The 22,378-nt window shown below is 65.2% G+C and carries 23 protein-coding genes; 11 read left to right on the top strand and 12 right to left on the bottom strand.

Annotation, left to right across the window (positions count from 1 at the left end; genetic code table 11):
* Positions 1-76 precede the first annotated feature (76 nt).
* The gene (locus BJ122_RS08005; RefSeq protein WP_110780564.1) at positions 77-988 is read left to right on the top strand and encodes a hypothetical protein; all 912 of its coding nucleotides are present in this window, start codon (positions 77-79) and stop codon (positions 986-988) included.
* Between the two features lie 164 nt (positions 989-1,152).
* On the opposite strand, the gene gmk is transcribed toward BJ122_RS08005, so the two are convergent.
* The 7 genes from gmk to fabD form a co-directional block, all read right to left on the bottom strand.
* Positions 1,153-1,812 carry a guanylate kinase gene (gmk, locus tag BJ122_RS08000; RefSeq protein ID WP_110780563.1) on the bottom strand — a complete coding sequence of 220 codons (660 nt, stop codon included), beginning with the start codon at positions 1,810-1,812 and terminating at the stop codon, positions 1,153-1,155.
* A 2-nt stretch (positions 1,813-1,814) separates the two neighbouring features.
* Positions 1,815-2,702, bottom strand: a complete 888-nt coding sequence (locus BJ122_RS07995) for a YicC/YloC family endoribonuclease (RefSeq protein ID WP_103010884.1) — start codon at positions 2,700-2,702, stop codon at positions 1,815-1,817.
* A 93-nt stretch (positions 2,703-2,795) separates the two neighbouring features.
* Positions 2,796-4,064 (bottom strand): endolytic transglycosylase MltG, encoded by a 1,269-nt coding sequence (gene mltG, locus BJ122_RS07990; RefSeq protein WP_110780562.1) that lies wholly within the window; start codon positions 4,062-4,064, stop codon positions 2,796-2,798.
* A gap of 167 nt (positions 4,065-4,231) precedes the next feature.
* Positions 4,232-5,497 (bottom strand): beta-ketoacyl-ACP synthase II, encoded by a 1,266-nt coding sequence (gene fabF, locus BJ122_RS07985; RefSeq protein WP_110780561.1) that lies wholly within the window; start codon positions 5,495-5,497, stop codon positions 4,232-4,234.
* Positions 5,498-5,608: 111 nt separating this feature from the next.
* Positions 5,609-5,848: an acyl carrier protein gene (locus BJ122_RS07980; RefSeq protein WP_027276873.1), complete on the bottom strand. Its 240-nt coding sequence runs from the start codon at positions 5,846-5,848 to the stop codon at positions 5,609-5,611.
* A 289-nt stretch (positions 5,849-6,137) separates the two neighbouring features.
* Entirely contained in the window at positions 6,138-6,875 is a 738-nt protein-coding gene (fabG, locus tag BJ122_RS07975; RefSeq protein WP_110780560.1) for a 3-oxoacyl-[acyl-carrier-protein] reductase, read from the bottom strand.
* A gap of 20 nt (positions 6,876-6,895) precedes the next feature.
* Complete coding sequence (gene fabD, locus BJ122_RS07970) at positions 6,896-7,855, bottom strand: ACP S-malonyltransferase (protein WP_110780559.1); 960 nt, start codon at positions 7,853-7,855, stop codon at positions 6,896-6,898.
* 345 nt (positions 7,856-8,200) lie between these two features.
* Between fabD and BJ122_RS07965 the strand changes: the two genes are divergently transcribed.
* From BJ122_RS07965 to rplI, 5 genes are all read left to right on the top strand, one after another.
* Positions 8,201-9,472 carry a GGDEF domain-containing protein gene (locus BJ122_RS07965; protein ID WP_245407657.1) on the top strand — a complete coding sequence of 424 codons (1,272 nt, stop codon included), beginning with the start codon at positions 8,201-8,203 and terminating at the stop codon, positions 9,470-9,472.
* 267 nt (positions 9,473-9,739) lie between these two features.
* Positions 9,740-10,186, top strand: a complete 447-nt coding sequence (gene rpsF / locus BJ122_RS07960) for a 30S ribosomal protein S6 (protein WP_103010889.1) — start codon at positions 9,740-9,742, stop codon at positions 10,184-10,186.
* A gap of 5 nt (positions 10,187-10,191) precedes the next feature.
* Positions 10,192-10,431, top strand: a complete 240-nt coding sequence (gene rpsR / locus BJ122_RS07955; protein ID WP_011158623.1) for a 30S ribosomal protein S18 — start codon at positions 10,192-10,194, stop codon at positions 10,429-10,431.
* Positions 10,432-10,562: 131 nt separating this feature from the next.
* Positions 10,563-11,528: a DUF2232 domain-containing protein gene (locus tag BJ122_RS07950; RefSeq protein ID WP_110780557.1), complete on the top strand. Its 966-nt coding sequence runs from the start codon at positions 10,563-10,565 to the stop codon at positions 11,526-11,528.
* A gap of 49 nt (positions 11,529-11,577) precedes the next feature.
* Positions 11,578-12,162 (top strand): 50S ribosomal protein L9, encoded by a 585-nt coding sequence (gene rplI / locus BJ122_RS07945; protein WP_110780556.1) that lies wholly within the window; start codon positions 11,578-11,580, stop codon positions 12,160-12,162.
* Between the two features lie 48 nt (positions 12,163-12,210).
* On the opposite strand, the gene BJ122_RS07940 is transcribed toward rplI, so the two are convergent.
* Entirely contained in the window at positions 12,211-12,720 is a 510-nt protein-coding gene (locus tag BJ122_RS07940; protein ID WP_110780555.1) for a PaaI family thioesterase, read from the bottom strand.
* Entirely contained in the window at positions 12,717-13,322 is a 606-nt protein-coding gene (locus tag BJ122_RS07935) for a TetR/AcrR family transcriptional regulator (protein ID WP_110780554.1), read from the bottom strand. The genes BJ122_RS07940 and BJ122_RS07935 overlap by 4 nt, the downstream gene beginning before the upstream one ends.
* 462 nt (positions 13,323-13,784) lie before the next feature.
* Here BJ122_RS07935 and BJ122_RS19870 point away from each other — a divergent pair, with 462 nt between their 5' ends.
* Entirely contained in the window at positions 13,785-14,399 is a 615-nt protein-coding gene (locus BJ122_RS19870) for a pentapeptide repeat-containing protein (RefSeq protein ID WP_245407662.1), read from the top strand.
* A 796-nt stretch (positions 14,400-15,195) separates the two neighbouring features.
* Here BJ122_RS19870 and BJ122_RS07925 read toward each other — a convergent pair.
* Complete coding sequence (locus BJ122_RS07925) at positions 15,196-15,393, bottom strand: hypothetical protein (RefSeq protein ID WP_110780553.1); 198 nt, start codon at positions 15,391-15,393, stop codon at positions 15,196-15,198.
* Positions 15,394-15,786: 393 nt separating this feature from the next.
* On the opposite strand from BJ122_RS07925, the gene BJ122_RS07920 reads away from it, so the two are divergent.
* Positions 15,787-17,283, top strand: a complete 1,497-nt coding sequence (locus BJ122_RS07920) for a replicative DNA helicase (RefSeq protein ID WP_110780597.1) — start codon at positions 15,787-15,789, stop codon at positions 17,281-17,283.
* 19 nt (positions 17,284-17,302) lie between these two features.
* On the opposite strand, the gene BJ122_RS07915 is transcribed toward BJ122_RS07920, so the two are convergent.
* Positions 17,303-17,872 (bottom strand): TMEM175 family protein, encoded by a 570-nt coding sequence (locus BJ122_RS07915; RefSeq protein ID WP_110780596.1) that lies wholly within the window; start codon positions 17,870-17,872, stop codon positions 17,303-17,305.
* A gap of 266 nt (positions 17,873-18,138) precedes the next feature.
* Here BJ122_RS07915 and alr point away from each other — a divergent pair, with 266 nt between their 5' ends.
* Entirely contained in the window at positions 18,139-19,350 is a 1,212-nt protein-coding gene (gene alr / locus BJ122_RS07910) for an alanine racemase (protein ID WP_110780552.1), read from the top strand.
* 45 nt (positions 19,351-19,395) lie between these two features.
* Here alr and BJ122_RS07905 read toward each other — a convergent pair whose 3' ends face one another.
* Positions 19,396-19,788, bottom strand: coding sequence for a NifB/NifX family molybdenum-iron cluster-binding protein (locus BJ122_RS07905; RefSeq protein WP_110780551.1), 393 nt, complete (start codon positions 19,786-19,788; stop codon positions 19,396-19,398).
* Between the two features lie 284 nt (positions 19,789-20,072).
* Between BJ122_RS07905 and radA the strand changes: the two genes are divergently transcribed.
* Both radA and BJ122_RS07895 read left to right on the top strand, forming a co-directional pair.
* Entirely contained in the window at positions 20,073-21,536 is a 1,464-nt protein-coding gene (gene radA, locus BJ122_RS07900) for a DNA repair protein RadA (RefSeq protein ID WP_110780550.1), read from the top strand.
* A gap of 208 nt (positions 21,537-21,744) precedes the next feature.
* A complete protein-coding gene (locus tag BJ122_RS07895) occupies positions 21,745-22,374 on the top strand; it encodes a CvpA family protein (RefSeq protein WP_027276857.1) in 630 nt (209 codons plus the stop codon).
* Positions 22,375-22,378 lie beyond the last annotated feature (4 nt).

Here is a 22,378-nt window from a genome sequence, read left to right as displayed (position 1 = left end):
CTCGAAAGCAGTTCAAGTTGCGTTCGAGTCACGGAGTTGCAGAATGCGTTTCCGAGCCGCGAAACTTTTGCCCGTCATGATCGCCGCCACCTTCGCCGCACCGGCGCTGAGCGTGATCACCCCAGTTCCCGCGCAGGCCGAAACCTGTCTCACCGCGCCCACCGGCGCGACGCCGGCCGGCAAGCACTGGCGCTACCGGGTGGAGCGCGGCAGCAAGCGGCAGTGCTGGTATCTCGGCGACAAACGGGGCGGCAGCGCGGCTCCGGTCGCCCAGAATTCAGCGTCCGACGGCGAGCACAAGCCGGCGCCGTCGCTGGCCGATGCAAGGGCGGAACTGATCGCGGAACCGTCCGATCCGGCGCCCGATGCGGTGTGGCCGGCGCCCGAACAGAGCGAACACAGCACAGCCGCAGCAACGCCCGCGCCGACCACCGATAGCGAACCGGCCGCAGCGGCCAATCCGCATTGGTCGCTGGCCTCGCGCTGGTCGGACGCCACCTCGCCGCAGGACCATCCGGCGCCGGTCGCAATGGAACCCGTGCCCGCGCCCAGCAGCACGCCCGCAGCCGCGTCGCTACCGCCGGAAAACGGCAATCCCGAATATGATCGCAATTGGATGCTGATGGCCGGCATCGTGACCGCGCTCGGCCTCGCCGCCGCGATCATGAAATTGCTGATGCGTTTTGGCCGGTCGCGTCGTGTGCTGCGCACCGAAGCCGACACCGCCCCGGCCTTCGCGCCGATCGATATGGCACCGATCGACATGACATCGGTCGACATGCCGCCGCTGTCAGCGGCGCCGTGGACGCCGCCCACCGCGCCTGCGGCTGCCGCACCAACCCGGCCGCAGCCCGCTCCGTCCTTGAATCAATCGCGACCGCAGCCGCCGAACTGGCTGCGCGTCGCCCAGGAACGGGCGCAGTCCGAGCGCGCGAGCCAAGCCGCCGAGCAATTACTCGCTCAGCTCGCAGCGCGCCGCATCGCTTAATACCAACGGAAATTGATACCAACCCATCCGCATGTCATGGCCGGGCTCGTCCCGGCCATCCACGTCTTTGAGCTTGCTATGCTTTGAAGACGTGGATACCCGCGACAAGCGCGGGTATGACGGTCACTGATACGACCGATGGTACTAGTATCGCTTGTTCAATCTCAGCGCTCGAGTTCCAGCCGCATGCGCTGCACAAACGCATCAAGGCCGACCTGACGCGCACGCTTGAGCTGCTCGGCGCGCAGGATGGCACGCACCGACTCGAAGGCCATGCCGATATTGTCGTTGACCACGATGTAGTCATAGGCATCGAACCGGCTCATCTCATCGCCGGCTTTGCGCATCCGGCCGCGGATCACCTCGTCGGAATCCTGCGCCCGGGTGTGCAGACGGTGTTCGAGCGCCTGCACTGACGGCGGCAGAATGAACACGCTGACGACATCGTTCGGCGCACGGCTGCGCAGCTGCTGGGTGCCCTGCCAATCGATATCGAACAGCACGTCGCGTCCGGCCGCGAGCGCGGTCTCCACCGCGGCGCGCGGGGTGCCGTAGCGGTTGTCGAACACATTGGCCCATTCCAGAAATTCGTCGGCCGCGATCATGGCGTCGAATTTCGAACGATCGACGAAGTAGTAATCGCGCCCTTCGATCTCGCCCGGCCGCATCGGCCGCGTGGTGGCCGACACCGACATTTCCAATTCCGGGGTTTCGGAGACCAGCATTCGCGACAGCGTGGTCTTGCCGGCGCCGGACGGCGACGACAGCACGAACATCAGTCCGCGCCGCTCCACGCCGTTGGGATTGTGCATGGCCTTGGTCATGCTCACTCCAAGTTCTGAACCTGTTCGCGGAACTGCTCGACCGCGTTCTTCATCTCAAGCGCGGTGTTGGTCAGTTCGACGTCATTGGATTTCGAGCAGCAGGTATTGACCTCGCGGTTGAACTCCTGCGCCAGAAAATCGAGACGGCGACCGACCGCACCGCCTGCCTTCAGCATGGCGCGCGCCTGCGACACATGCGACGCGATCCGGTCGAGTTCTTCGCGGATATCGGCCTTGGTCGCGATCATCAGCGCTTCCTGCGCAAGACGATCGGGATCGAAGCGATCGGAGGTTTCCAGCAACGCCGCGACTTGCTCGGCCAGCCGGGCGCGAATCGCCTCGGGCTTGCGGCCGGGCGCTTCCTCGGCGCGCTTGGCCAGCGCTTCGATTTCATCAAGCCGCTGCAGCAAAATGGTGCGCAGCGTTTCGCCCTCGCGCTTGCGCATCTCGATCAGGCTGGTGAGCGCCTTGGTGAAACTGGCTTCCACCGCCTTGCGCGCCGCGGCGTCTTCCGCCTCGTCGCGATCAGGATCAGCCACTTCGATCACGCCCTTGATCGCGAGCAGACCATCGATGCGCGGCGCGGCGGCATCGATCCGGCCCGACAGTTCAGTGGCAACCTTGACCACCGCGGAGAGCACGTCCTCGTTGACCTTGACCGTGGTCTGGGCGTGGGCGCGGTTGATGCTGAGATTGGCGTACACGGTGCCGCGCGACAGCACGTCAGCGGCGCGCTTGCGCACCAGCTGCTCGACTTCATCCCAGCCCGACGGCAAGCGCAGCCGCAGGTCGAGACCCTTGGCGTTGACGGATTTCAGTTCCCACTCGAACACGTACGGCCCACTGGTGCCATGGCTTCGGGCAAACCCAGTCATGCTCGACAACGACATCGCCAACAACTCTCCATGAATTACGCGCGCGGACTCGCAGTCTCGCGCGCGGGACCTTACGCCGCTGCCGGGATCGTGGGAACCGATTTCCGGCTATTGCTCGGTGGGCACCGGCGTGGCGGCGGGCGGCTGCGCGGTGCGCTTCGCGGCCTGGGGACGCGGCTGCCGCTTCTGCGCGGTCGGCGGCGCTGCGGCCGGATCGGCCTGGGCAGCCGGCGGCGTGCTGACCGTGCTCGGCACGCTCACGGCCGGTTCTTCCGGAGGCTCGACCGTGTCGTTCTGAATCTGCCGTTCCAGCGCGCGCAGCTTGGCGACGTTCTTCTGGTGCAGGTCGTAGGTCTCGGTGAACACGTGGCCGCCGGTGCCATCGGCAACGAAGAACAGATCGCGGGTGCGCGCCGGATTGGCGGCGGCTTCCAGCGAAGCCCGTCCCGGATTGGCGATCGGCCCGGGCGGCAGCCCTTCGACCACATAGGTGTTGTAAGGCGACGGCTGGGTGATCTCGCTGCGCTTGATCGGCCGCCCCAAAGTGCCCTTGCCGCCAACCAGGCCATAGATGATGGTCGGATCGGATTGCAGCTTCATCTTCTGCCGCAGGCGATTGACATAGACCGCGGCGACGCGGCTGCGCTCGTCGGGCTTGCCGGTCTCTTTCTCGACGATCGAGGCCAGCGTCACCAATTGCTCGGGCGTTTTGAGCGGCACGTCGGGATTGCGCCGTTCCCAGATCTCGTTGAGCACGCGCTTTTGCGCCTGCTGCATGCGCTGAATCACCTGCTCGCGGCTGGCCCCGCGCGGAAACTTGTAAGTCTCCGGCAGCAGGGTTCCTTCGCGCGGAACTTCACGGACCGCACCGGTGAAGATGTCGTTGTCCATCAGCCGCACGATAATCTGTTCCGACGTCAGGCCTTCGGGAATCGTCACCGAATGCTGCACCACCTTGCCTTCGACAATGGTGCCGATCACGTCGCGCAGACTGGCGTTCTTCTGAAAATTATACTCGCCCGGCTTCAGCTCGCCGCGCGCCTTGAGCGCGATCACGCTGCCGAGAAACATCCAGCGATTAGCTTCGGTGACGCCCTCGCGCCGCAGAATGTCGGAAATATCGGTGATGCCGGCGCGCTGTGGAATGTTGACGATCTTGTCTTCCGCAAGCGGCCCGGGCGCTTCGATCTTCTGCTTGCCGTACACGTACAGGCCGCCCGCACTGATCATCAGCACCAGCAGCCCGGTGATGATGGCATTGCCAACCACCACCAGCGGATTGCGCGCGCGATCGGAACGTTTCGGCGGCGGCGGAACCTGTTCCGGCTCCAGCGCAGCACGCGGACTTTTCGGTGAGATGGGCGGCCGTTCACTCATCGATGCAACTCGAATCCTGTCGGTTCAACTGGGCCGGCGTGGAACATCGGACATCGCTGTGTGTGCCAGACACTCACAGCGGAGTCAGACCTTGCTGCCCACGCAAGTCAAGCCGCCCACGGGACCCGGTGTGCAGCGAATAGGGTGAAGCCATACACCATCCGACGTCAATCGGTTAGACGACGAACGATCACCGATGCGTTGGTGCCGCCAAACCCGAACGAGTTCGACAGCGCCACATTGATCTGCCGCTGCCGCGCTTTGTGCGGCACCAGATCGATCGGGCTGTCGACCGACGGATTGTCGAGATTGATGGTGGGCGGCGCAACATTGTCGCGAATCGCCAACACGCAGAAAATCGCCTCGATCGCACCAGCGGCACCGAGCAGATGGCCGGTGCAGGATTTGGTGGACGACATCGAGACCCGCGACGCCGCATCGCCGAGCAGGCGCTGCGCCGCACCAAGCTCGATCTCATCGCCGAGCGGCGTCGAAGTGCCGTGGGCGTTGATGTAGTCGAGGTCGGACGCCGCAATGCCGGCGCGCTTCATCGCCGAAGTCATGCAGCGATAGGCGCCGTCGCCGTCCGAGGACGGAGCGGAGATGTGGTACGCGTCGCCCGACAGACCATAGCCGATCACTTCGGCATAGATCCGCGCGCCGCGGCGCTTGGCGTGCTCGTATTCTTCGAGCACCACGACGCCGGCGCCCTCACCCATCACAAAACCGTCGCGATCGCGGTCATAGGGCCGCGAGGCTTTTTCCGGGGTGTCGTTGAAGGCGGTCGACAGCGCGCGCATGGCGCAGAAGCCGGCCATGCCAAGTCGGCTGATCGGCGATTCGGTACCGCCGGCCACCATCACGTCGGCATCGCCGAGCGCGATCAGCCGGCTGGCGTCGCCGATGGCGTGCGCGCCGGTCGAACAGGCGGTGACCGCGGAGTGATTCGGTCCCTTGAGACCGTGCTCAATGGAAACGTAGCCGGAGGCCAGATTGATCAGCCGTCCGGGGATGAAGAACGGCGACAGCCGCCGCGGACCGCGCTCCTTCACCAGCACTGCGGCATCAGCGATGCCGGACAGGCCGCCGATACCGGAGCCGATCATCACGCCGCTGGCGCAGCGCTCCTCTTCGGTACTTGGATGCCAGCCCGCATCGTCCAAAGCCTGGCGCGCGGCACACATCGCAAAGATGATGAAATCATCGACCTTGCGCTGGTCTTTGGGCTCCATCCACTGGTCAGCGTTGAAAGTGCCGTCGCTGCCATCGCCGCGCGGCACTATGCAAGCAATGCGGCTGCTCAGATCCGACACGTCGAACGTATCGATCTGTCGCGCACCGCTCTGCCCGTTCAGAACGCGCTGCCAAGTCGTATCGACGCCACAGCCGAGTGGCGTGACCATGCCAAGGCCCGTGACGACTACCCGCCTCATATTCAGCCTCTGTATCAACTTCCGCAGCGTATCAACTTCCGCAGCATAGCAAGAAGCCGGTGGACCGCGCTGCCGCGGCCCGTCCGGCTTCAATAATGCAGCGTTAGGGCGTTAGCTCTTCGCGTTCTTCTCAAGGAATTTGACGGCGTCGCCGACCGTCAGAATCGTCTCAGCAGCGTCGTCGGGAATCTCGCAGCCGAATTCTTCTTCGAAGGCCATCACGAGCTCGACCGTGTCCAGGCTGTCCGCACCGAGGTCGTCAATAAAGCTGGCGCCATCGACAACTTTCTCGGGCTCAACACCTAGGTGCTCCACCACGATCTTCTTAACCCGCTCGCCAATCTCACTCATTGTCTAAACCTCGTGCTGTTCCATTGGACCCGACCGCTAGGAGACGAGCCATCGTGGTGCGTTAACTCGTTAAGTTCCCGTCGCAATCGCGCAGTGTCTTGATTTGTCCCCATCCCCCAGGGCTGAGCCTGGAAGAAGGTCAAAGCTCAGTCTCGCCAATATACAGGGTTTTGCTCCCCTGCAATGGCGTTCTTCGCCCATCCAAACGTGGTTCGGTTACCATACTTCGGATGCCTTGACTACAAGCCGTTCCCGACCGATGGGGATAGGTCGGGAGCGGCTGCAGTTGTCAGATCATCGCCATGCCGCCATTGACGTGAATGGTCTGGCCGGTGACGTAAGCCGCTTCATTGGACGCGAGATAAACCGCCGCAGCGGCGATATCGTCGGCCGTCCCCAGCCGTCCAGCCGGCACCTTCCCGAGAATCGCTTCACGCTGCTTGTCGTTGAGCACATCGGTCATCGGGGTGGCGATGAAGCCCGGCGCAATGCAGTTCGCGGTGATGTTGCGCTTGGCGTATTCCGCGCCGAGCGTCTTCATCATACCGATCAGGCCGGCCTTGGCGGCGGTGTAGTTGCCCTGCCCCGGATTGCCGGTAACCCCGACCACCGAGGTGATGGCGATGATGCGGCCAAAGCGCTTGCGCATCATCAGCTTGGTGGCGGCGCGCGCCAGGCGGAAAGTCGCGGTCAGATCGACCTTGATCACCTCGTCCCAATCCTCGTCGCGCAATTGCACGAACAGGTTGTCGCGGGTGATGCCGGCATTGCTGACCAGGATGTCGAGCCCGCCCATCGCCTTTTCGGCTGACGGCACCAGTTCTTCCACCGCGGCCGCATCGGAGAGGTTGCACGGCAGCACGTGAACCCGCTCGCCGAGCTTGGCAGCGAGCGCGTCCAGCGCCTCGCGCCGGGTGCCGGAGATGGCGACGGTCGCCCCCTGGGTGTGCAGCGCCTGGGCGATCGCGCCGCCGATGCCGCCGGTCGCGCCGGTGACCAGCGCGGTCCGGCCTGTCAGATCAAACATGGGTCTCTCCCTTGATGAGGCTACGCGGATTTGGCCGCGGCGAGCGCGTCCTTGGCCGCCGCGATATCGCCCGGCGCGCCGACCGGAAGGCCGGTGGCGCCGTCGGTGATTCGCTTCACCAGTCCGCTCAGCACCTTGCCGGCGCCGATTTCGAAGAAATGCGTGACGCCCTGGCCGGCCATATAGGCCACCGACTCGCGCCAGCGCACCGTGCCGGTCACCTGCTCAACCAGCAGCCGGCGAATCTCTTCCGGCGAGGTCACCGGCGACGCGAGCACATTGGCGACCAGCGGCGCCGCGGGCGCCTTGATGGTGACCTCGGCGAGCGCCTTGGCCATCGCATCGGCGGCGGGCTGCATCAGCCGGCAATGGAAGGGAGCGGACACCGGCAGCAGCATGGCGCGCTTGGCGCCCTTGGCCTTGGCGATCTCGACCGCGCGATCGACCGCGGCCTTGTCGCCCGACACCACCACCTGGCCACCGCCATTGTCATTGGCGGCCTGGCAGACTTCGCCCTGCGCCGCCTCTTCGGCAACCGCGGTCGCCGCCTCGAAATCGAGGCCCAGCAACGCCGCCATCGCGCCGACGCCGACCGGCACCGCGCGCTGCATGGCCAGGCCACGGGTGCGCAGCAGCCGCGCGGTATCGCTGATCGTCAGGCTGCCGGCGGCCGCCAGCGCCGAATACTCGCCGAGCGAATGGCCGGCGACGAACGCGGCATCGCGACCCACGTCAAAGCCGGCTTCGGTCTCCAGCACGCGCAGCGTCGCCAGCGACACCGCCATCAGCGCCGGCTGGGCGTTCTCGGTCAGCTGCAGCGTCTCGGCCGGCCCTTCCCAGATCACCTGGGTGAGCTTTTCGCCAAGCGCCGCGTCGACCTCGTCGAACACCGCCTTCGCGACCGGAAAGGCATCGGCCAGCGCCTTGCCCATCCCCACGGTTTGCGATCCCTGTCCTGGGAAAGTGAATGCTGCCGTCATCAATCGCCCCCACATTGACTGCCCACGACCAGGGCCAAGCCGGCCCGGCACATCGTTGCGCGGAGCCAGCGATCATTAATAAAATCAACGGCCTGCCAGAAGAGGATCAACCAAGAAAACAATCTCTTGGCACGCATGGCGCGGCAAGCTTGGCCGTAAGAGACCCGCAAGCGCGGTGCTGTCAAGCCAGATTGACGATCAACAGGCAAAAGCCCGCCGATTTCCGGCAACAAACAATTCACGCTGATTCATACCGATCGGCCGACCTTAATGGCGCCGCAACGATCACCCCGATAGTCCGGGGCGCAGTTGGGGATGCGATTGTTGAAGCCGGAACAAAGCTTGATGGCGTTCGATCACCGCCGCGCCGATGATGGCATCGGCGGCGGAGCGCTGTCGCGTGTCGTCGACTGGCTGACCAGTGGCCCGCGCCCGCAGCCGGAAGCGATTCTGAGCCGCCTGGTGCTGCACAGCCAGACCAAGCGAGGCACGCTGGTTTTGGCGATCGCCTCCACGCTGCTGATGGTCAGTACCACGGCGGTATCAACTGGCGCTACCTGGGCCTATTCCTGGCTGGCGCTCGAGGTCGTGCTCGGTGTCGCCCGCTATCTGGCGGTGGTCCGCCAGGAAAGGCTGGAATCGCGAGGCCAGCTCGAAAGCGTCAAATTGGTGGTGCTGCTGACCCTGGTCTGGACCGTGACCTTCGGGCTTGGCTGCGGCCTGTGTGTGCTGTCTGGCGATCTGATGCTGACGCTGCTGGCCGGCATGGTGATTGCCGGCCTGTCCGGCGGGATTTCATCGCGCAACGCCGGTACGCCGCGCCTGGCGATCCTGATGATCGCGATTCTGGCGACGCCGCTCGCCAGCACCATGTTGCTGTCGCCCTATCCGGAAATGGCCGTGCTGGCGCTGCTGGTGCCGATTTTCGGCGTCGCGATCTCGCTGATCTTGATGGAGAACTATCAGGTCCTGCTCCATCTCTTTATGTCTGAAGAAGAAAATCGGCGGTTAGCCAACGCCGACCCGCTGACCGGCCTGCCGAACCGGATCATGCAGTGCAAGGCGTTCGACGAGCAGCTGCGCAAGGCGGCACTGGCGATCGACGGCAGCCAGCGGCGTTTTTCGGTGTTCTGCCTCGACCTCGACGGCTTCAAAGCCGCCAATGACCGCTACGGGCACGCGGCGGGCGATGCCATTCTGGTCGCGGTGGCACACCGGCTGCGCGATTCGATTCGCAGCAGCGACATGGTGTTTCGGGTCGGCGGCGACGAATTCGTGATTCTGCTGCCCGGGCTCGACACCGATCAGGCCACGTCGATCGCCGAGCGCATCGTCGCCGTCATCTCGCACCCGTTCGACGTCGACCAGCAGCAGCCGCTGCGGATCGGCGTCAGCGTCGGTATTGCCGGCTATCCGCGCGACGGCCGCACCACCGACGAACTGCTGCGTTCGGCCGATCTGGCGATGTATGAAGCCAAGCGGCGCGGCAAAGGCATGTTCGTGATCTGCCGGCCGAGCCTGAACGCCCCCAATCTGGTCCCATCGCTCAATGGAGATCCGGCCGCAGCCGACCCGTCCCGGGCGCACGCCGATGACCAGCTGCACTTTAATCTGTAAGCTTGACGCGATTTGCCGGCTTCGGGCCTGGTCCGCGGCCGCTTCACCCTTGCCAAGCCCCGCAAAACCCGTATAACCCGCGCATCCGCAGATCCCGGCCGGGAGCTGAACGGACGGCTTCAGCATTTTCTCCTTTGGCGAATATGATGTGGCAGGGCCAGTCGGCCCGTCGTCCCGTGCTTCCGCCTTCTGAGCATTCCGAGTCCTTTCCGAAGGGTTCGAGGGGCTTGTCGCTGGGATCGGCGATCAACCTTGGAAAGGACCATCATGCCTCTTTATGAGCATGTTTTTCTCGCGCGTCAGGACGCGAGCGCCCAGCAGGTGGAAGACCTGACCACCCAGATCACGGGTGTGATCGAGAGCCTCGGTGGCAAGGTGACCAAGACTGAGTCTTGGGGCCTGCGTTCGCTGACCTATCGCATGAACAAGAACCGCAAGGCGCATTTCGTGATGCTCAACATCGACGGCCCGGCCGCGGTGGTGGCGGAGATCGAGCGCCAAGAGCGGATCAACGAAGACATCATTCGTTACCTCACCGTTCGCGTTGACGAACTCGAGGAAGGTCCGTCGGCCATGATGCGCAAGGCCGATCGTGATCGCGATCGTGACGATCGCGGCGGTGGCATGCGTGGCGACCGTGACGGCTTCCGTGGTGATCGTGGCCCGCGCCGCCCGCGCGATGACGCCGCCGCCCCTGCAGCGACCGAGGAGTAAGAGATATGGCCGAAGCTGGTGCCCGCCGCCCGTTTTTCCGTCGCCGCAAGACCTGCCCGTTCACGGGCGCGAATGCGCCGAAGATCGACTACAAGGATTCCAAGCTGCTGATGCGTTACGTGTCCGAGCGCGGCAAGATCGTGCCGAGCCGCATCACTGCCGTGTCCGCCAAGAAGCAGCGTGAGCTGGCCCGCGCCATCAAGCGCGCCCGGTTCCTGGGTCTGCTGCCCTACGTCATTCGCTGACGCATTCGGCCGGCAGCTTTTGCTGCCGGCCGTTTCTCTCTGTCGTATTTTTCATAAGGCGTCCGGGTCGTTCCGCTCGCCGATGGTTGGGGCCCTTGGCCTCTAACCGCTCGAAAGGAGCGGGACAGCTGATGATTTTCAATATCCTGATCAATCTGGCAGCCGGCTGCGCGTCGGCGTTGATGTTCGGCTCGCTCGTTTCGGGCGCGATGATCTCGGTATTGCTATTTTACCTGGCTCCGCTGCCGCTGATGGTCGCTGCGCTCGGCTGGGGCTCGGCTGGCGCCGCGATTGGCGGCTTGGCCGCCGCGCTCGGACTTGGCACGATTTTCGGCCTGCCCTATCTCGCGGCGTTTCTGGTGACCATTGCTCTGCCCGCCTGGTGGCTCGGCCGCCTGGCGCTGCTCGGCCGTGCGGCGCCGCTGGCGATGTCGCCTTCCGGGGGGCCGAGCACGCTGGAATGGTACCCGGTTGAGCGCATTCTGCTCTGGATCGCTGGCCTGGCTACGCTGACCACCGTGGTGATGCTGTTCACCGTGGGCGGCGACAGCAACAGCTTCACCGAGGGCCTCCGCAACAGCCTGATCAAAGTTTTGAGCGAAAGCAGCAGCAGTCCGCGCGGCGACATTGAGCAACTCGCCACCGCGCTCGCCGCCGTGGCTCCGTCGGCTGGCGCCCTGATGGCGATGATGACGCTCACCGTGAATTTGTGGCTGGCCGGCAAGATCACCGCGATGTCCGGACACCTGCAGCGGCCGTGGCCCGATCTGAACGCCCTCACCCTGCCGCCGATGACGTTGGCCGCGCTGTCGCTGGCGGTCGCCGGCAGCTTTTTGGACGGCCTGCCCGGCATCGTCAGCCGCGCCGCCACCGCCGCGCTGATGATGGTCTATGCGCTGCAGGGCCTCGCCACCCTTCACACCCTGACCCAGGGCTCACGCAACCGCACCTTCATCCTCGGCTCCAGCTACGCGCTGTGCATGGTGTTTGGCTGGCCGATCCTGCTGGCGGTCGCCTTCGGCATTGCCGAGGCCTTGTTCGGCTTCCGGCGGCGTTTCGCCCGGCAGCCGCCGCCCCGTGCGGCAAACGACGACTGAACCTGAAACGAATTTTCAATCACACGCATACACTGACAAGGAGAACATCATGGAAGTCATTCTGCTGGAACGCGTCGCCAAGCACGGTCAGATGGGCGATATCGTCAAGGTCAAGGACGGCTATGCCCGTAACTTCCTGCTGCCGCGCGGCAAGGCGCTGCGCGCCACCGCCGACAACCGCGCCAAGTTCGAGCACATGAAGGCCGACCTTGAGGCGCGCAACCTCGCCGCCAAGGGCGAAGCCGTGAAGGTCGCCGAGAAGATCGAAGGCCGCAACGTGGTGGTGCTGCGTCAGGCTTCGGAAGCCGGCCAGCTGTACGGTTCGGTGTCGGTGCGCGACATCATCGCCTCGTTCGCTGCCGACGGCATCCAGATCAGCCGCAGCCAGGTGCTGCTCGACGCCCCGGTCAAGACCATCGGCAAGCACGAGATCTCGATCGCCGTGCATCCGGAAGTCGAAGTCGGCGTGTCGGTCACCGTGGCGCGCAGCGCTGAAGAAGCCGAGCGCATCAACCGTGGCGAAGACATCTCGACCCGCCGCGAAGATCAGGACGCCGCTGCCGAAGCGCTGGCCGCCGCCGGCGAGTTCTTCGATCCGGATGCGGTGCAGGACGAGGAAGAGACCGAGCAGTAAGCCCGGCCTCCCCGTTTTCCATCACCACAGCAAGAGCCCGGCCTGTCCTCAGGCCGGGCTCTTCTGCTTTGCGTCGTTGTGCTTTTGATCACTGTGCTTTTGATCGCTGTGCTTTGCGCCCTTGGCGTCATCGAGCATCGCAATCGAGGCCAAAGCGGTGGCGGTGTGGATCTCCGCACCGTCACGCAGGCAGAACACATCCGCCGCCACCACCGCGATCTGCCGCCCCGGTTTGATCACCCTCGCCCGGCACAACAGCCGCTCGCCCTGCGCCGGCGCCAGATAGTTGAGCTTGAACTCGGCAGTCAGTGCCAATTGGCCGTGCGAACTGGCCGCGGCGATGGTGGTGGCGTTATCGACCAGAAACGCGCTGACGCCGCCGTGAAAAAAGCCGTGCTGCTGCAACAGTTCGGAGCGATGCGGCACGGCCAGCGTGCATGACCCGCGCCCAAGCTCGGTCAGTTCGGCGCCGAGCAGCGCCATGAACCCCTGGCGGCCGACGTGATCGTGGATCTTTTCAGCAATGGCCGCAAAGCCGGCGTCGCTGGTGGCGGTCATGGCGTGTCCTCCTGGTTGGCGCGGGCCTGCACGACCAGCGCGCGAATCGCGCAGTCGATCAGTTGATCGGCGTGCTGGCGCGGATCGCTGCGATCGCGCCCCGACAGCCAGCCGCGGCACAGCATCTGCGCCGGCCCGATCAACTGCGCGAAAAACAGCGCGGCCGGCATCGCCACCAATTCGCCGCGCAGCAGCAGTGGCTGGCGCCAGCCATCGAGCCGCTCGGCCAGCTTGTCGTTTTCGGCGCGCTGCGCGGCGCGCACCTCGCCGCCCCACTCGTTGCGGGCGATCTCGAACAGAAAGCGCGCTTCCAGACGGTGCAGCATCACCCAATCGAGATGGGCGCGGATCAGCCGTTCGATGCCCGCTGCGGCGCCGATCGCGGCACCATCGAGCGGCGCCATGATCGCCGCGTGGTAGCGGCGCAGCACGTCGACGAACAACGCGCCGGCCAGTTCCTGCTTGCTCTTGAACAGATGGAAGAAACTGCCGTTCGACAGCCCGGCGCGCTGCCGGATCGCGGCCACCGTGCCGCTCTCCAGCCCGTCGCGGTCGAACACCGCCAGGCCCGCCGCCAATACCTGATCCCGCACTGCGCTCATCGGCCCGCCCACCTTGGAGCATTACTCTAGAGCGCTACTCCAATGTGGGCAACAAACAAAACCGGCGCAGCCTGGGGCCGCGCCGGTTGGTGATTGATGGGATCGCGTTACTTCGAGATCGGCAGATCCGGGGGCGCGCCGGGTTCGACCGGCGGCGGCGGCGGACCGGGCACCGGCGGCGGCGCCACCGGCTGCGCGGGCGCCGTTGACGCGGCCGGGCGCGCGGCCGGCTCGCTGCTGGCGGGCGCAGCCGGACGATCGGCGCTGTCATCGGAGCGCGGCGCCGGAGCGGCTTCCGGCTTGGGCTCCGGTTTGGCGTCGGTCTTCACATCCGACTTCGGCTCCGACTTCACGTCCGATTTGGCATCGGGTTTGGCATCAGGCTTGGCGTCGTGGCCCGGCTCCGGCTTGGCGGTGTCGTGATCGTCCGACTTGGCCTTGGCCGGGGTCTCCGCCTTCGGGGTGTCCGGCTTCGGAGCGTCGGCCTTCGGCGTTTCGGATTTGGCCGGCTCTGCCTTGGGCGCCTCCGGCTGCTTCACGGTCTCGGCCGCGGCGGGGGCCGCTGCCGGCTCCGCCTTGTCGGCGGCATCGGGCTTAGCCTGCACCTTGGCCGGCTCGTCATGCGCGGCGTCCGGCTTGGCCGGCACCGCGGGCACGGGCTTAGCTGCCTCGCCCGGCTCCGCCTTCGCAGGTTCGGACTTAGCCGGTTCCGACTTCGCCGGTTCCGACTTGGCCGGCTCGGACTTAGCCGGCTCAGCCTTGGCGGGTTCAGACTTGGCCGGTTCAGACTTGGCCGGTTCAGACTTGGCGTCCGCCTTGGGTTCCGGCTTAGCGTCAGCCTTACCCGCTTCGGTTTTGCCAGCCTCAGGCTTGCCAGCCTCAGCCTTGCCAGCTTCGGTCTTGCCAGGTTCGGTCTTGCCAGCTTCAGTCTTGCCGGCCTCGGTGGGCTCGGGCTTAGGCTCGGGCTTGGCCTGCTGCTTGTCCTTCTTGCGCTTGCGCGGCGGCTGCTGCGGCTGTTCCTCAGCGGCGGTCGCGGCGGGCGCATCGCTCGCCGGCGGCTGGCTTTCCAGTTCCTGACGCTTGCGCTTGGAATCGCGGCGGTTGCGCGGCGGCGGCTGGTCGGCCTGCCCTTCGGCGGCCGGGCGGGCCGCTTCGGCGCCCGGTGCCTGCGGCGGCGCTTCGCGCATCCGGCGTCCCGGCGCAGCTTCGGCCGGCTCGGCGCCGCGGCCGGACTTGGCTTCCTCGCCCTGCCGGGTCAAGCCACCGCGGCCACGCGGATCGGTGCCGCCGCTGCCCATCAGATAGGAGCTCAGCATCCCGGCCATGTCGGCGCTGGTCGTGTAATGTTGCCGCAGGAATGAGGGCAGCGACGACGGCGGCACGGTGCGTACTAGGCCACGCGCACTCTTGTGACAGACCGCACAAGTGCCCGCAAAAATCTGCGCCGGCGATTTGCCAGCCTCGAGGTTTTCAGCTCGTCCAGTCGTCGCAGAGCAGACGATTAGACCGAACACCGTCGCTAAACTGAGCGCTCGGCTCGACATTCACTCCTCCAGTCGCGGGAAAATCGCCGGCAGCGCGGCGCCCACCTTTTAGCCTATTGCGCTGCGAATGGAAGCATGCAGATCGCGCTGGCTGCTGCCCGCAAGATGAGCAGCAGCCAATGATCGCACGCGGCCCAGCCGAGCCGATGCGTCAACGGCATCAGCAGCTAGCCATGCAGGTCATCATGTGAAAGGCATTGCCGGCCGAACATGGACGAAGTTCGTCCAGATCACGCGACTTTTGCGCGCAGCGTCGGGCGATCGCAGCGGATCAGTCGCGGAGGTTCAGTCAGTCGCAGTAGGTCAGCGGATCAATTCGTCAGAAGATCTCAGTTCAGCAGACGCGACACCGCACCCACGGCACCAACACTCGGCCGGGCCAGATAACGCGCGCAGGCGGCAAGCGCGTTCGGATCGCAGCCGGCCGTGCTCTCGGTAGCGGCGACCTGCTCAAACGCATCGACCAGCGCCGCAAGCCACGCCTGCTCGGCATGCAACGACGAATGCCACTCCAGCCGCTCTGCCATCTCACCGTCCCTGTTGCCGTCATTCAACGAATGCGGCGTTGTCTGGTTCCCCGGCTGACGACCGAGTTTCTATTCCGCATAGCGGTCCAACGGTGTCGGAACGCTTAATGCTGCGACCGCATTTGGCAGCCGCCGCGCATGAGCCTAACGCTTGGTTGCCAGCATGGTTCTGACCTTAGCGATCGGCCTTATCGATGGGTCGACGGCACAGCCGCTCTGGTTCAAAGCCGGGCTGCGCCTTTTGCGCCGCGGTCAAGCACGATTGTCAGAGACCGCATTTCCTTGGCTGCAGTTTGTGTGAATCGGGCATATAGGGCGCCCCACCCTTCCCTTTGCCGCACGCGAAGCGATTTATAATCGCCGCGCAACTGCCGGAATTTGGACCGCCACTTGATCATGGCCACTGATTCGAACGTCCTCAAACTCGCTCCCGAAGCGGGATCGCCCGCCTATCGGACCGCACCGCACAATATCGAGGCGGAACAGAGCGTGCTGGGCGCGATCCTGGTCAATAACGACGCCTTCTACCGGGTGTCGGACTTTTTGCGCGCCGAGCATTTTTTCGAGCCGGTGCACCAGGCGATCTTTGACACCTCGGCCAGCCTGATCCGCGCCGGCAAGGTCGCCACCCCGGTGACGCTGAAAACCTTCCTGCCGGCCGACACCGACCTCGGCGGCATGACGGTCGGCCAATATCTGGCGCGGCTCGCCGCGGAAGCCACCACCATCATCAACGCCCATGATTATGGGCGCACCATCTATGACCTGGCGCTGCGCCGCGACCTGATCGGCATCGGCACCGACATGGTCAATGTCGCCTATGACGCCCCGGTCGATTTCGCGCCCAAGGCGCAGATCGAGGATGCCGAGCGCCGGCTGTATGAACTCGCCGAATCCGGCCGCTATGACGGCGGCTTCCAGCGCTTTTCGCAGGCGCTGGCGGTGGCGGTCGATATGGCGGCCGCCGCCTATCAGCGCGACGGCAAGCTGTCCGGCATTTCCACCGGGCTGCGCGATCTCGACATGCGCATGGGCGGTCTGCAGCACTCCGACTTGATCATCCTCGCCGGCCGTCCCGGCATGGGCAAAACCGCGCTCGCCACCAACATCGCCTACAATGTTGCCAAGGCCTATCGCAGCGAGACCCAGGCCGACGGCACCAACAAGACCGTCAATGGCGGTGTGGTCGGGTTCTTCTCCTGCGAAATGTCGGCCGAACAGCTCGCCACCCGTATTCTCGCCGAGCAGACCGGGATTTCCTCGGCCTCGATCCGGCGCGGCGGCATCACCGAGCGCGACTTCGACAAGATCCGCGATTACGCGATCGAGCTGCAATCGCTGCCGCTGTTCGTCGACGAAACCGGCGGCCTGTCGATCGCCCAGCTGTGCGCGCGCGCCCGCCGGCTGAAGCGGCAGAAGGGTCTTGATCTGATCATCGTGGACTACATTCAGCTGCTGCAAGGTTCGGGCAAGCGCTCCGACAACCGCGTGCAGGAAGTCACCGAGATCACCACCAGCCTAAAAGCGCTGGCCAAGGAATTGAACGTGCCGGTGATCGGCCTGTCGCAGCTGTCGCGTCAGGTCGAAAGCCGCGACGACAAGCGCCCACAGCTCGCCGACCTGCGTGAATCCGGCTCGATCGAGCAGGACGCCGACGTCGTAATGTTCGTGTACCGCGAAGAATACTATCTGCAGAACAAGGAGCCGCGCCCCGGCACGCCCGAGCACGAAAAATGGACCACCGAGATGGACCTGGTGCACGGCAAGGCAGAAGTGATCATCGCCAAACAGCGTCACGGCCCCACGGGCACCGTCGATCTGCAGTTCGAGGGCCAGTTCACCCGCTTCAGCGACCTGTCCGACGACAGCCAACTGCCCGATCGGATGTGATCCGCGCCGCGTGATCGCGTCAGCTGGGTTGCGATGGCTGGCGGCGGGCTGCGACCCAGCCCACCACCATTGAGCCGAACGCCAGGCACCAGATGTATTGCGCAATGGCAGGCGCAACGAACGCGATCGCCGTGCCAAGCACGAACACGACGACCGGAAACACCGCGCTCGCCAGCAACTCCGGATGGTGGCTTCCGCGCAGCGCCAGTAGCCACAGCAGCGCATTGAGGCCGGCAATCATCGTCAGATGGCAGCCGTAACTGACGGCGACGACGTCATCGAGCCGGTACGCGCCATAAAGTCCATTGGTCACTGGCAGCAGCACGATCGACAGCAGAAACAAGAGATTGAGGAACACGACGCCGCGGCTGCCCTCTGGCGCAAAAGCCAGCCGCCGATGATGGCTCAGCCAAAACAGCCCGGCGACGATGAAGCTGATCATCAGCGCGATAATCGGTTGCGCGTAGGTGCGCACCAGGTCGATCCAGGACGGCGCGCTCGCAAAACTGCGGGCTTTGGGCAGGTCATAGGCCAGCAGCGTCATGGCAACGCCGAAAATGGTGTTGCTGAGCGCTTCCAATCGGCGCATCTCGAACAGACCGATCTGCTTCACGCGCTTCCCCCCTCAAAAGCCGCCGACGCACCGGCCGATCGCGGACGCACATCTGATCGAATATGTCGCGGCGCCCCTTGAAAAGGTCATCAAAGCACGTTGATCGCGCACGGGACGGCTTCTTTTCCAAGGGCTCACAGCGGTGCGCCGTTCTTGACCTGGTTGAACCACCGCTGCCGGGCGCATAATGTTGCCGCGTTCGCCGGCCACACCGGAGCGAACAGCAGGACATTTCGAATCTCATGAACATTGCAGCCAACCCGAAGTCGGTCGAGGCCGGCCGTGTGCTTTCGTCATCGCCGGAGGCCGACCAGGCCAGCGCGATCGGCACCCTCACCATCGATCTCGACGCGCTGGTCGCCAATTGGCGCAAGCTGGAGAAGACCGCGGTGCCGGCCGAATGCGCCGGCGTGATCAAGGCCAATGCCTATGGCTGCGGCGCCGGTCCGGTGAGCAAGGCGCTGGCGGCGGCTGGCTGCAAAACCTTCTTTGTGGCGACGCTCGAAGAAGCGCGCGAAGTGCGCGCCGTCGCGCCGGACGCGGCGATCTATGTCCTGAACGGGCTGTTCCCCAATTGCGGCGAAGCCTTGGCCGCCATCAACGCCCAGCCGGTGATCGGCAGCCTGGATGAGCTGGCGGAGTGGGACGTGTTCTGCCGCCGCTCGGGCTGGCGCGGCGGCGCCGCGATCCATATCGACACCGGCATGAGCCGGCTTGGCCTGACCATCGGCGAAGCCGAGGCGCTGGTGCCGCGCATCCATGCCGGCGATCACGGCATCTCACTGGTGATGAGCCACCTCGCCTGCGCCGAAATGCTCAACCATCCGCTCAACGGCAAGCAGGTCCACGCCTTCCGCGAGATTGCCAGCCAGTTCACTGGCGTGCCGGCCTCGCTGTCGGCCTCCTCCGGCATTTATCTCGGTTCGCAGTTCAGCTTCGATCTGGTGCGGCCGGGCGCGGCGCTATACGGCATCAATCCGACCCCCGAGGCTGACAATCCGATGCAGCCGGTGGTGGAATTGCGCGCCCGCATTCTGCAGGTTCGCAACGTCGAACGCGGCGACAGCGTCGGCTATGGCGCCACCTGGACCGCCAAGCGCCCGACCCGGCTCGCGGTGCTGTCGGCCGGCTATGCCGACGGCTATTTCCGCGCCGCCGGCGGCAGCGATGGCACCCGCGGCGCCGATGTGGTGATTGCCGGGCAGCGCTGCCCGATCGCCGGCCGGATTTCGATGGACCTGATCGCGGTCGATATCACCGAACTGCCGCAGGGCGCGGTACGCCGCGGCCAGCTCGCGACCCTGCTCGGCGACGGCATCACCGTCGACGAACTCGGCCACCATTTCGGCACGATCGGCTATGAGGTGCTCACCAGCCTCGGCGCGCGCTATCAGCGCGCTTACAAAGGCGGCGAGCCGACCACTGCGCCGAGCGAGCCCGCACCCGCGGCGTAAAATCCCGAACGGAGCTGCGCTGCGTGGGAATCGTGCGCAGCAGCATCAGTGCCGCGACAGCAGATCGCGCAAGCGGCAGATGGTGGTGGTGATATCAAAACGCTGATCGGGCAGCGTCTCACCCTTGAGCAGCAGGTCGAGCGCGGTCGCAGGGTCGGTCTCGCCAGTGAGCAGCACATCGGTGCCGCGTTTCTTCATATGGCGCACAAAGCCGTCGCCCGCGCTGCCGGCCACGATGATCTCGACGCCGTCGAGCGGATGCGGGCCGTCATCCTTGAAATAATGCGGCAGCTGTTCCTTCTGCAGTTCCACCCGCGCTGGCGTCGGCAAGGGCGTGCCTTGGTGATACTGGCTGAGATCATAGAGCATCCAGCACCGCGCCTGCCCGGCATGGCCGCTGACGGTGGCCCAATCCGTTGTGGGGATCGCGATTTTCATACTCGTCCTTCCATCGACAGCGCCGCGCGCCACGGCGCATGCGGCCATTTTGATGGAAGGATGTGGGGCGTGGATCGCCGGGGCAAGATGAAATCTTGGCGCGGACTGCCCACGCAATCGGCAGCTACGCCCATTGCTTTGCAGCGGTCCGAGCGCACCTCCCCAGCCCCAGCGTGCTGCATAAACTCCGGGGCAACGTGGACCCGCGACCTCAATCGCCTTGACTTCCGGGTCGCTGCAGAACAAAAAGCGAACACTAATCCTTGAAGAGTGCTGCGCGAGCCATGGCCAAAGCTTCCCTGTCGTTCGTCTGCCAGAACTGCGGCGCGGCCTATAACCGCTGGCAGGGCAAATGCGAGGCCTGCGGCGAGTGGAACACGCTGTCGGAGGAAGACGTCACCGGCGCCGCCTCGGTGCCGGCCTCGATCCGCTCCAAGCGCCGCGGCCGGCAATTCCAGCTGGAAACGCTGGCCGGGCAAAGCCCGGATGCGCCGCGGCTCGCCTCGGGCCTGGCCGAGCTCGACCGCGTCACCGGCGGCGGTTTTGTACGCGGCTCGGTGCTGCTGGTCGGCGGCGATCCCGGCATCGGCAAATCGACGCTGCTGACCCAGGCCACCAGCCTGATGGCCAAGGCCGGGCATCGCATCGTCTACATCTCCGGCGAGGAAGCGGTGGCGCAGGTGCGGCTGCGCGCGGCACGGCTCGGGCTTGCCAACGCGCCGGTGCAGCTCGCCGCCGAAACCTCGGTCGAGGACATCATCGCCACGCTATCGGACGGCAAGCCGCCGCGGCTGATCGTGATCGATTCGATCCAGACCATGTGGACCGACACCGTGGAATCGGCGCCCGGCACCGTCACCCAGGTGCGCGCCTCGGCGCAGGCCCTGATCCGCTTTGCCAAGAAATCCGGCGCCGCCATCATTCTGGTCGGCCACGTCACCAAGGACGGCCAGATCGCCGGGCCGCGCGTGGTCGAGCACATGGTCGATGCCGTGCTGTCATTCGAGGGCGAAGGCTCGCAGCAGTTCCGGATTCTGCGCGCGGTCAAAAACCGTTTTGGGCCGACCGACGAGATCGGGGTGTTCGAGATGACCGGGCTGGGCCTGCGCGAAGTCTCCAACCCGTCAGAATTGTTTTTGTCGGAGCGCGATCTCGGCTCACCCGGCACCGCGGTGTTTGCCGGCATGGAAGGCACCCGGCCGGTATTGTGCGAATTGCAGGCACTGGTGGTGCCGACCACGCTCGGCACCCCGCGCCGTGCCGTGGTTGGCTGGGATTCCTCGCGGCTGTCGATGGTGCTGGCGGTGCTGGAAGCGCATTGCGGCGTGAAACTGGCCGGCTACGACGTGTATTTCAACGTCGCCGGCGGTCTGCGCATCAACGAGCCGGCCGCCGATCTGGCCGCCGCCGCCGCGCTGGTGTCATCGCTCGCCAACGCGCCGCTGCCGCCCGACGCGGTCTATTTTGGCGAAATCTCGCTGTCCGGCGCGGTGCGGCCGGTGGCGCAAGCCGCGGCCCGGCTCAAGGAAGCCGCCAAGCTCGGCTTTGCCCGCGCCTTTCTGCCGGAAGCCGCGCGCGGCGATGGCGGCGGCGACGGCGGCTTGTCCCTGAATACGCTAGGCGGCCTCACCGCTCTGGTCGCTGATATCGCTGCCCGCGGCACGCCCAAGCCCGGCCGCGACAACGTCAAAAGCACAAATCAGGAGAAAAATGCCGCAACCGCGCGATTCCGGCGTCAGGAGGGCTGACCTCGCGCGGCGACACCGCTATACAACGCGCGCGCGACAAGCCAAGCCGACGAACGACACCGACCGTTAAGCGATCGGAGCATTGCTGCGATGCCAGCCCGGTTTGCGGTGGTTCGTCTGTGCGAGCCGTGCGATATGACCGAAACCCGAAGCGGCGCGGCTGAGCGCTGCTTTGCCTGTTGGACCTACGAGCGGGCCTGACCGATCCATGCCGATTACGATTCTCGACTTCGTCCTGCTCGCGGTGATGTTGATTTCCGGCCTGCTGGCGATGGTTCGCGGTTTTATGCGCGAAGTGTTGTCGATCGCGGCCTGGGGCGCGGCTGCGCTGGTGACGCTGTACAGCTACCAGAAGTTGCTGCCGACCGCGAAGACCTACTTCGACAGCGAAACCGTGGCCAGCATCGCGGTGATCGCCGGCGTGTTCATCGGCACCCTGATCGTGGTGTCGATCATCACCGTGCGCATCTCCGACATGATCCTGGATTCGCGGATCGGCGCGCTCGACCGCACGCTCGGCTTCCTGTTCGGCCTGGCGCGCGGCCTGTTGATCGTGGTGGTGGCGTTCCTGTTCTTCATCTGGCTGGTGCCGGACAAGCAGCGCCCCGATTGGGTCACTGAAGCCAAGTCGCGCACCATGCTGCAAGGCACCGGCGATTGGCTGATGTCGCTCTTGCCGGATGATCCCGAGAACACCATCTTGAAGAAATTCAAGAAGAACAAGCCGGAAGAAGAGCAAGGCGAAGCGGCCCCCGCGGCACCAAGCCCGAGCGAAGGCTATTCGAAATCGTCGCGAGACGGCTTGAAGAAGCAAATTGAGAAATCGTCAGGACAATGATCCC

This window comes from Rhodopseudomonas faecalis (assembly GCF_003217325.1).
GTDB classification, from domain to species: domain Bacteria; phylum Pseudomonadota; class Alphaproteobacteria; order Rhizobiales; family Xanthobacteraceae; genus Rhodopseudomonas; species Rhodopseudomonas faecalis.
Note: the sequence above shows the minus strand (reverse complement) of the source record. Positions and strands in the feature narration are given on the sequence as shown.

Bases quoted from the DNA above. Each gene is read 5' to 3' on its own strand.
- BJ122_RS07905 (WP_110780551.1), bottom strand. From the start codon at position 19,788: ATGAAAATCGCGATCCCCACAACGGATTGGGCCACCGTCAGCGGCCAT.
- BJ122_RS07895 (WP_027276857.1), top strand. From the start codon at position 21,745: ATGCCGATTACGATTCTCGACTTCGTCCTGCTCGCGGTGATGTTGATT.
- BJ122_RS07940 (WP_110780555.1), bottom strand. From the start codon at position 12,720: ATGACCGCCACCAGCGACGCCGGCTTTGCGGCCATTGCTGAAAAGATC.
- BJ122_RS07950 (WP_110780557.1), top strand. From the start codon at position 10,563: ATGATTTTCAATATCCTGATCAATCTGGCAGCCGGCTGCGCGTCGGCG.
- mltG (WP_110780562.1), bottom strand. From the start codon at position 4,064: ATGAGTGAACGGCCGCCCATCTCACCGAAAAGTCCGCGTGCTGCGCTG.
- fabG (WP_110780560.1), bottom strand. From the start codon at position 6,875: ATGTTTGATCTGACAGGCCGGACCGCGCTGGTCACCGGCGCGACCGGC.
- BJ122_RS07925 (WP_110780553.1), bottom strand. From the start codon at position 15,393: ATGGCAGAGCGGCTGGAGTGGCATTCGTCGTTGCATGCCGAGCAGGCG.
- BJ122_RS07995 (WP_103010884.1), bottom strand. From the start codon at position 2,702: ATGTCGTTGTCGAGCATGACTGGGTTTGCCCGAAGCCATGGCACCAGT.
- fabF (WP_110780561.1), bottom strand. From the start codon at position 5,497: ATGAGGCGGGTAGTCGTCACGGGCCTTGGCATGGTCACGCCACTCGGC.
- rpsF (WP_103010889.1), top strand. From the start codon at position 9,740: ATGCCTCTTTATGAGCATGTTTTTCTCGCGCGTCAGGACGCGAGCGCC.
- fabD (WP_110780559.1), bottom strand. From the start codon at position 7,855: ATGACGGCAGCATTCACTTTCCCAGGACAGGGATCGCAAACCGTGGGG.
- BJ122_RS07965 (WP_245407657.1), top strand. From the start codon at position 8,201: ATGGCGTTCGATCACCGCCGCGCCGATGATGGCATCGGCGGCGGAGCG.
- radA (WP_110780550.1), top strand. From the start codon at position 20,073: ATGGCCAAAGCTTCCCTGTCGTTCGTCTGCCAGAACTGCGGCGCGGCC.
- rpsR (WP_011158623.1), top strand. From the start codon at position 10,192: ATGGCCGAAGCTGGTGCCCGCCGCCCGTTTTTCCGTCGCCGCAAGACC.
- gmk (WP_110780563.1), bottom strand. From the start codon at position 1,812: ATGACCAAGGCCATGCACAATCCCAACGGCGTGGAGCGGCGCGGACTG.
- BJ122_RS07915 (WP_110780596.1), bottom strand. From the start codon at position 17,872: ATGCGCCGATTGGAAGCGCTCAGCAACACCATTTTCGGCGTTGCCATG.
- rplI (WP_110780556.1), top strand. From the start codon at position 11,578: ATGGAAGTCATTCTGCTGGAACGCGTCGCCAAGCACGGTCAGATGGGC.
- alr (WP_110780552.1), top strand. From the start codon at position 18,139: ATGAACATTGCAGCCAACCCGAAGTCGGTCGAGGCCGGCCGTGTGCTT.
- BJ122_RS08005 (WP_110780564.1), top strand. From the start codon at position 77: ATGATCGCCGCCACCTTCGCCGCACCGGCGCTGAGCGTGATCACCCCA.
- BJ122_RS07980 (WP_027276873.1), bottom strand. From the start codon at position 5,848: ATGAGTGAGATTGGCGAGCGGGTTAAGAAGATCGTGGTGGAGCACCTA.
- BJ122_RS07935 (WP_110780554.1), bottom strand. From the start codon at position 13,322: ATGAGCGCAGTGCGGGATCAGGTATTGGCGGCGGGCCTGGCGGTGTTC.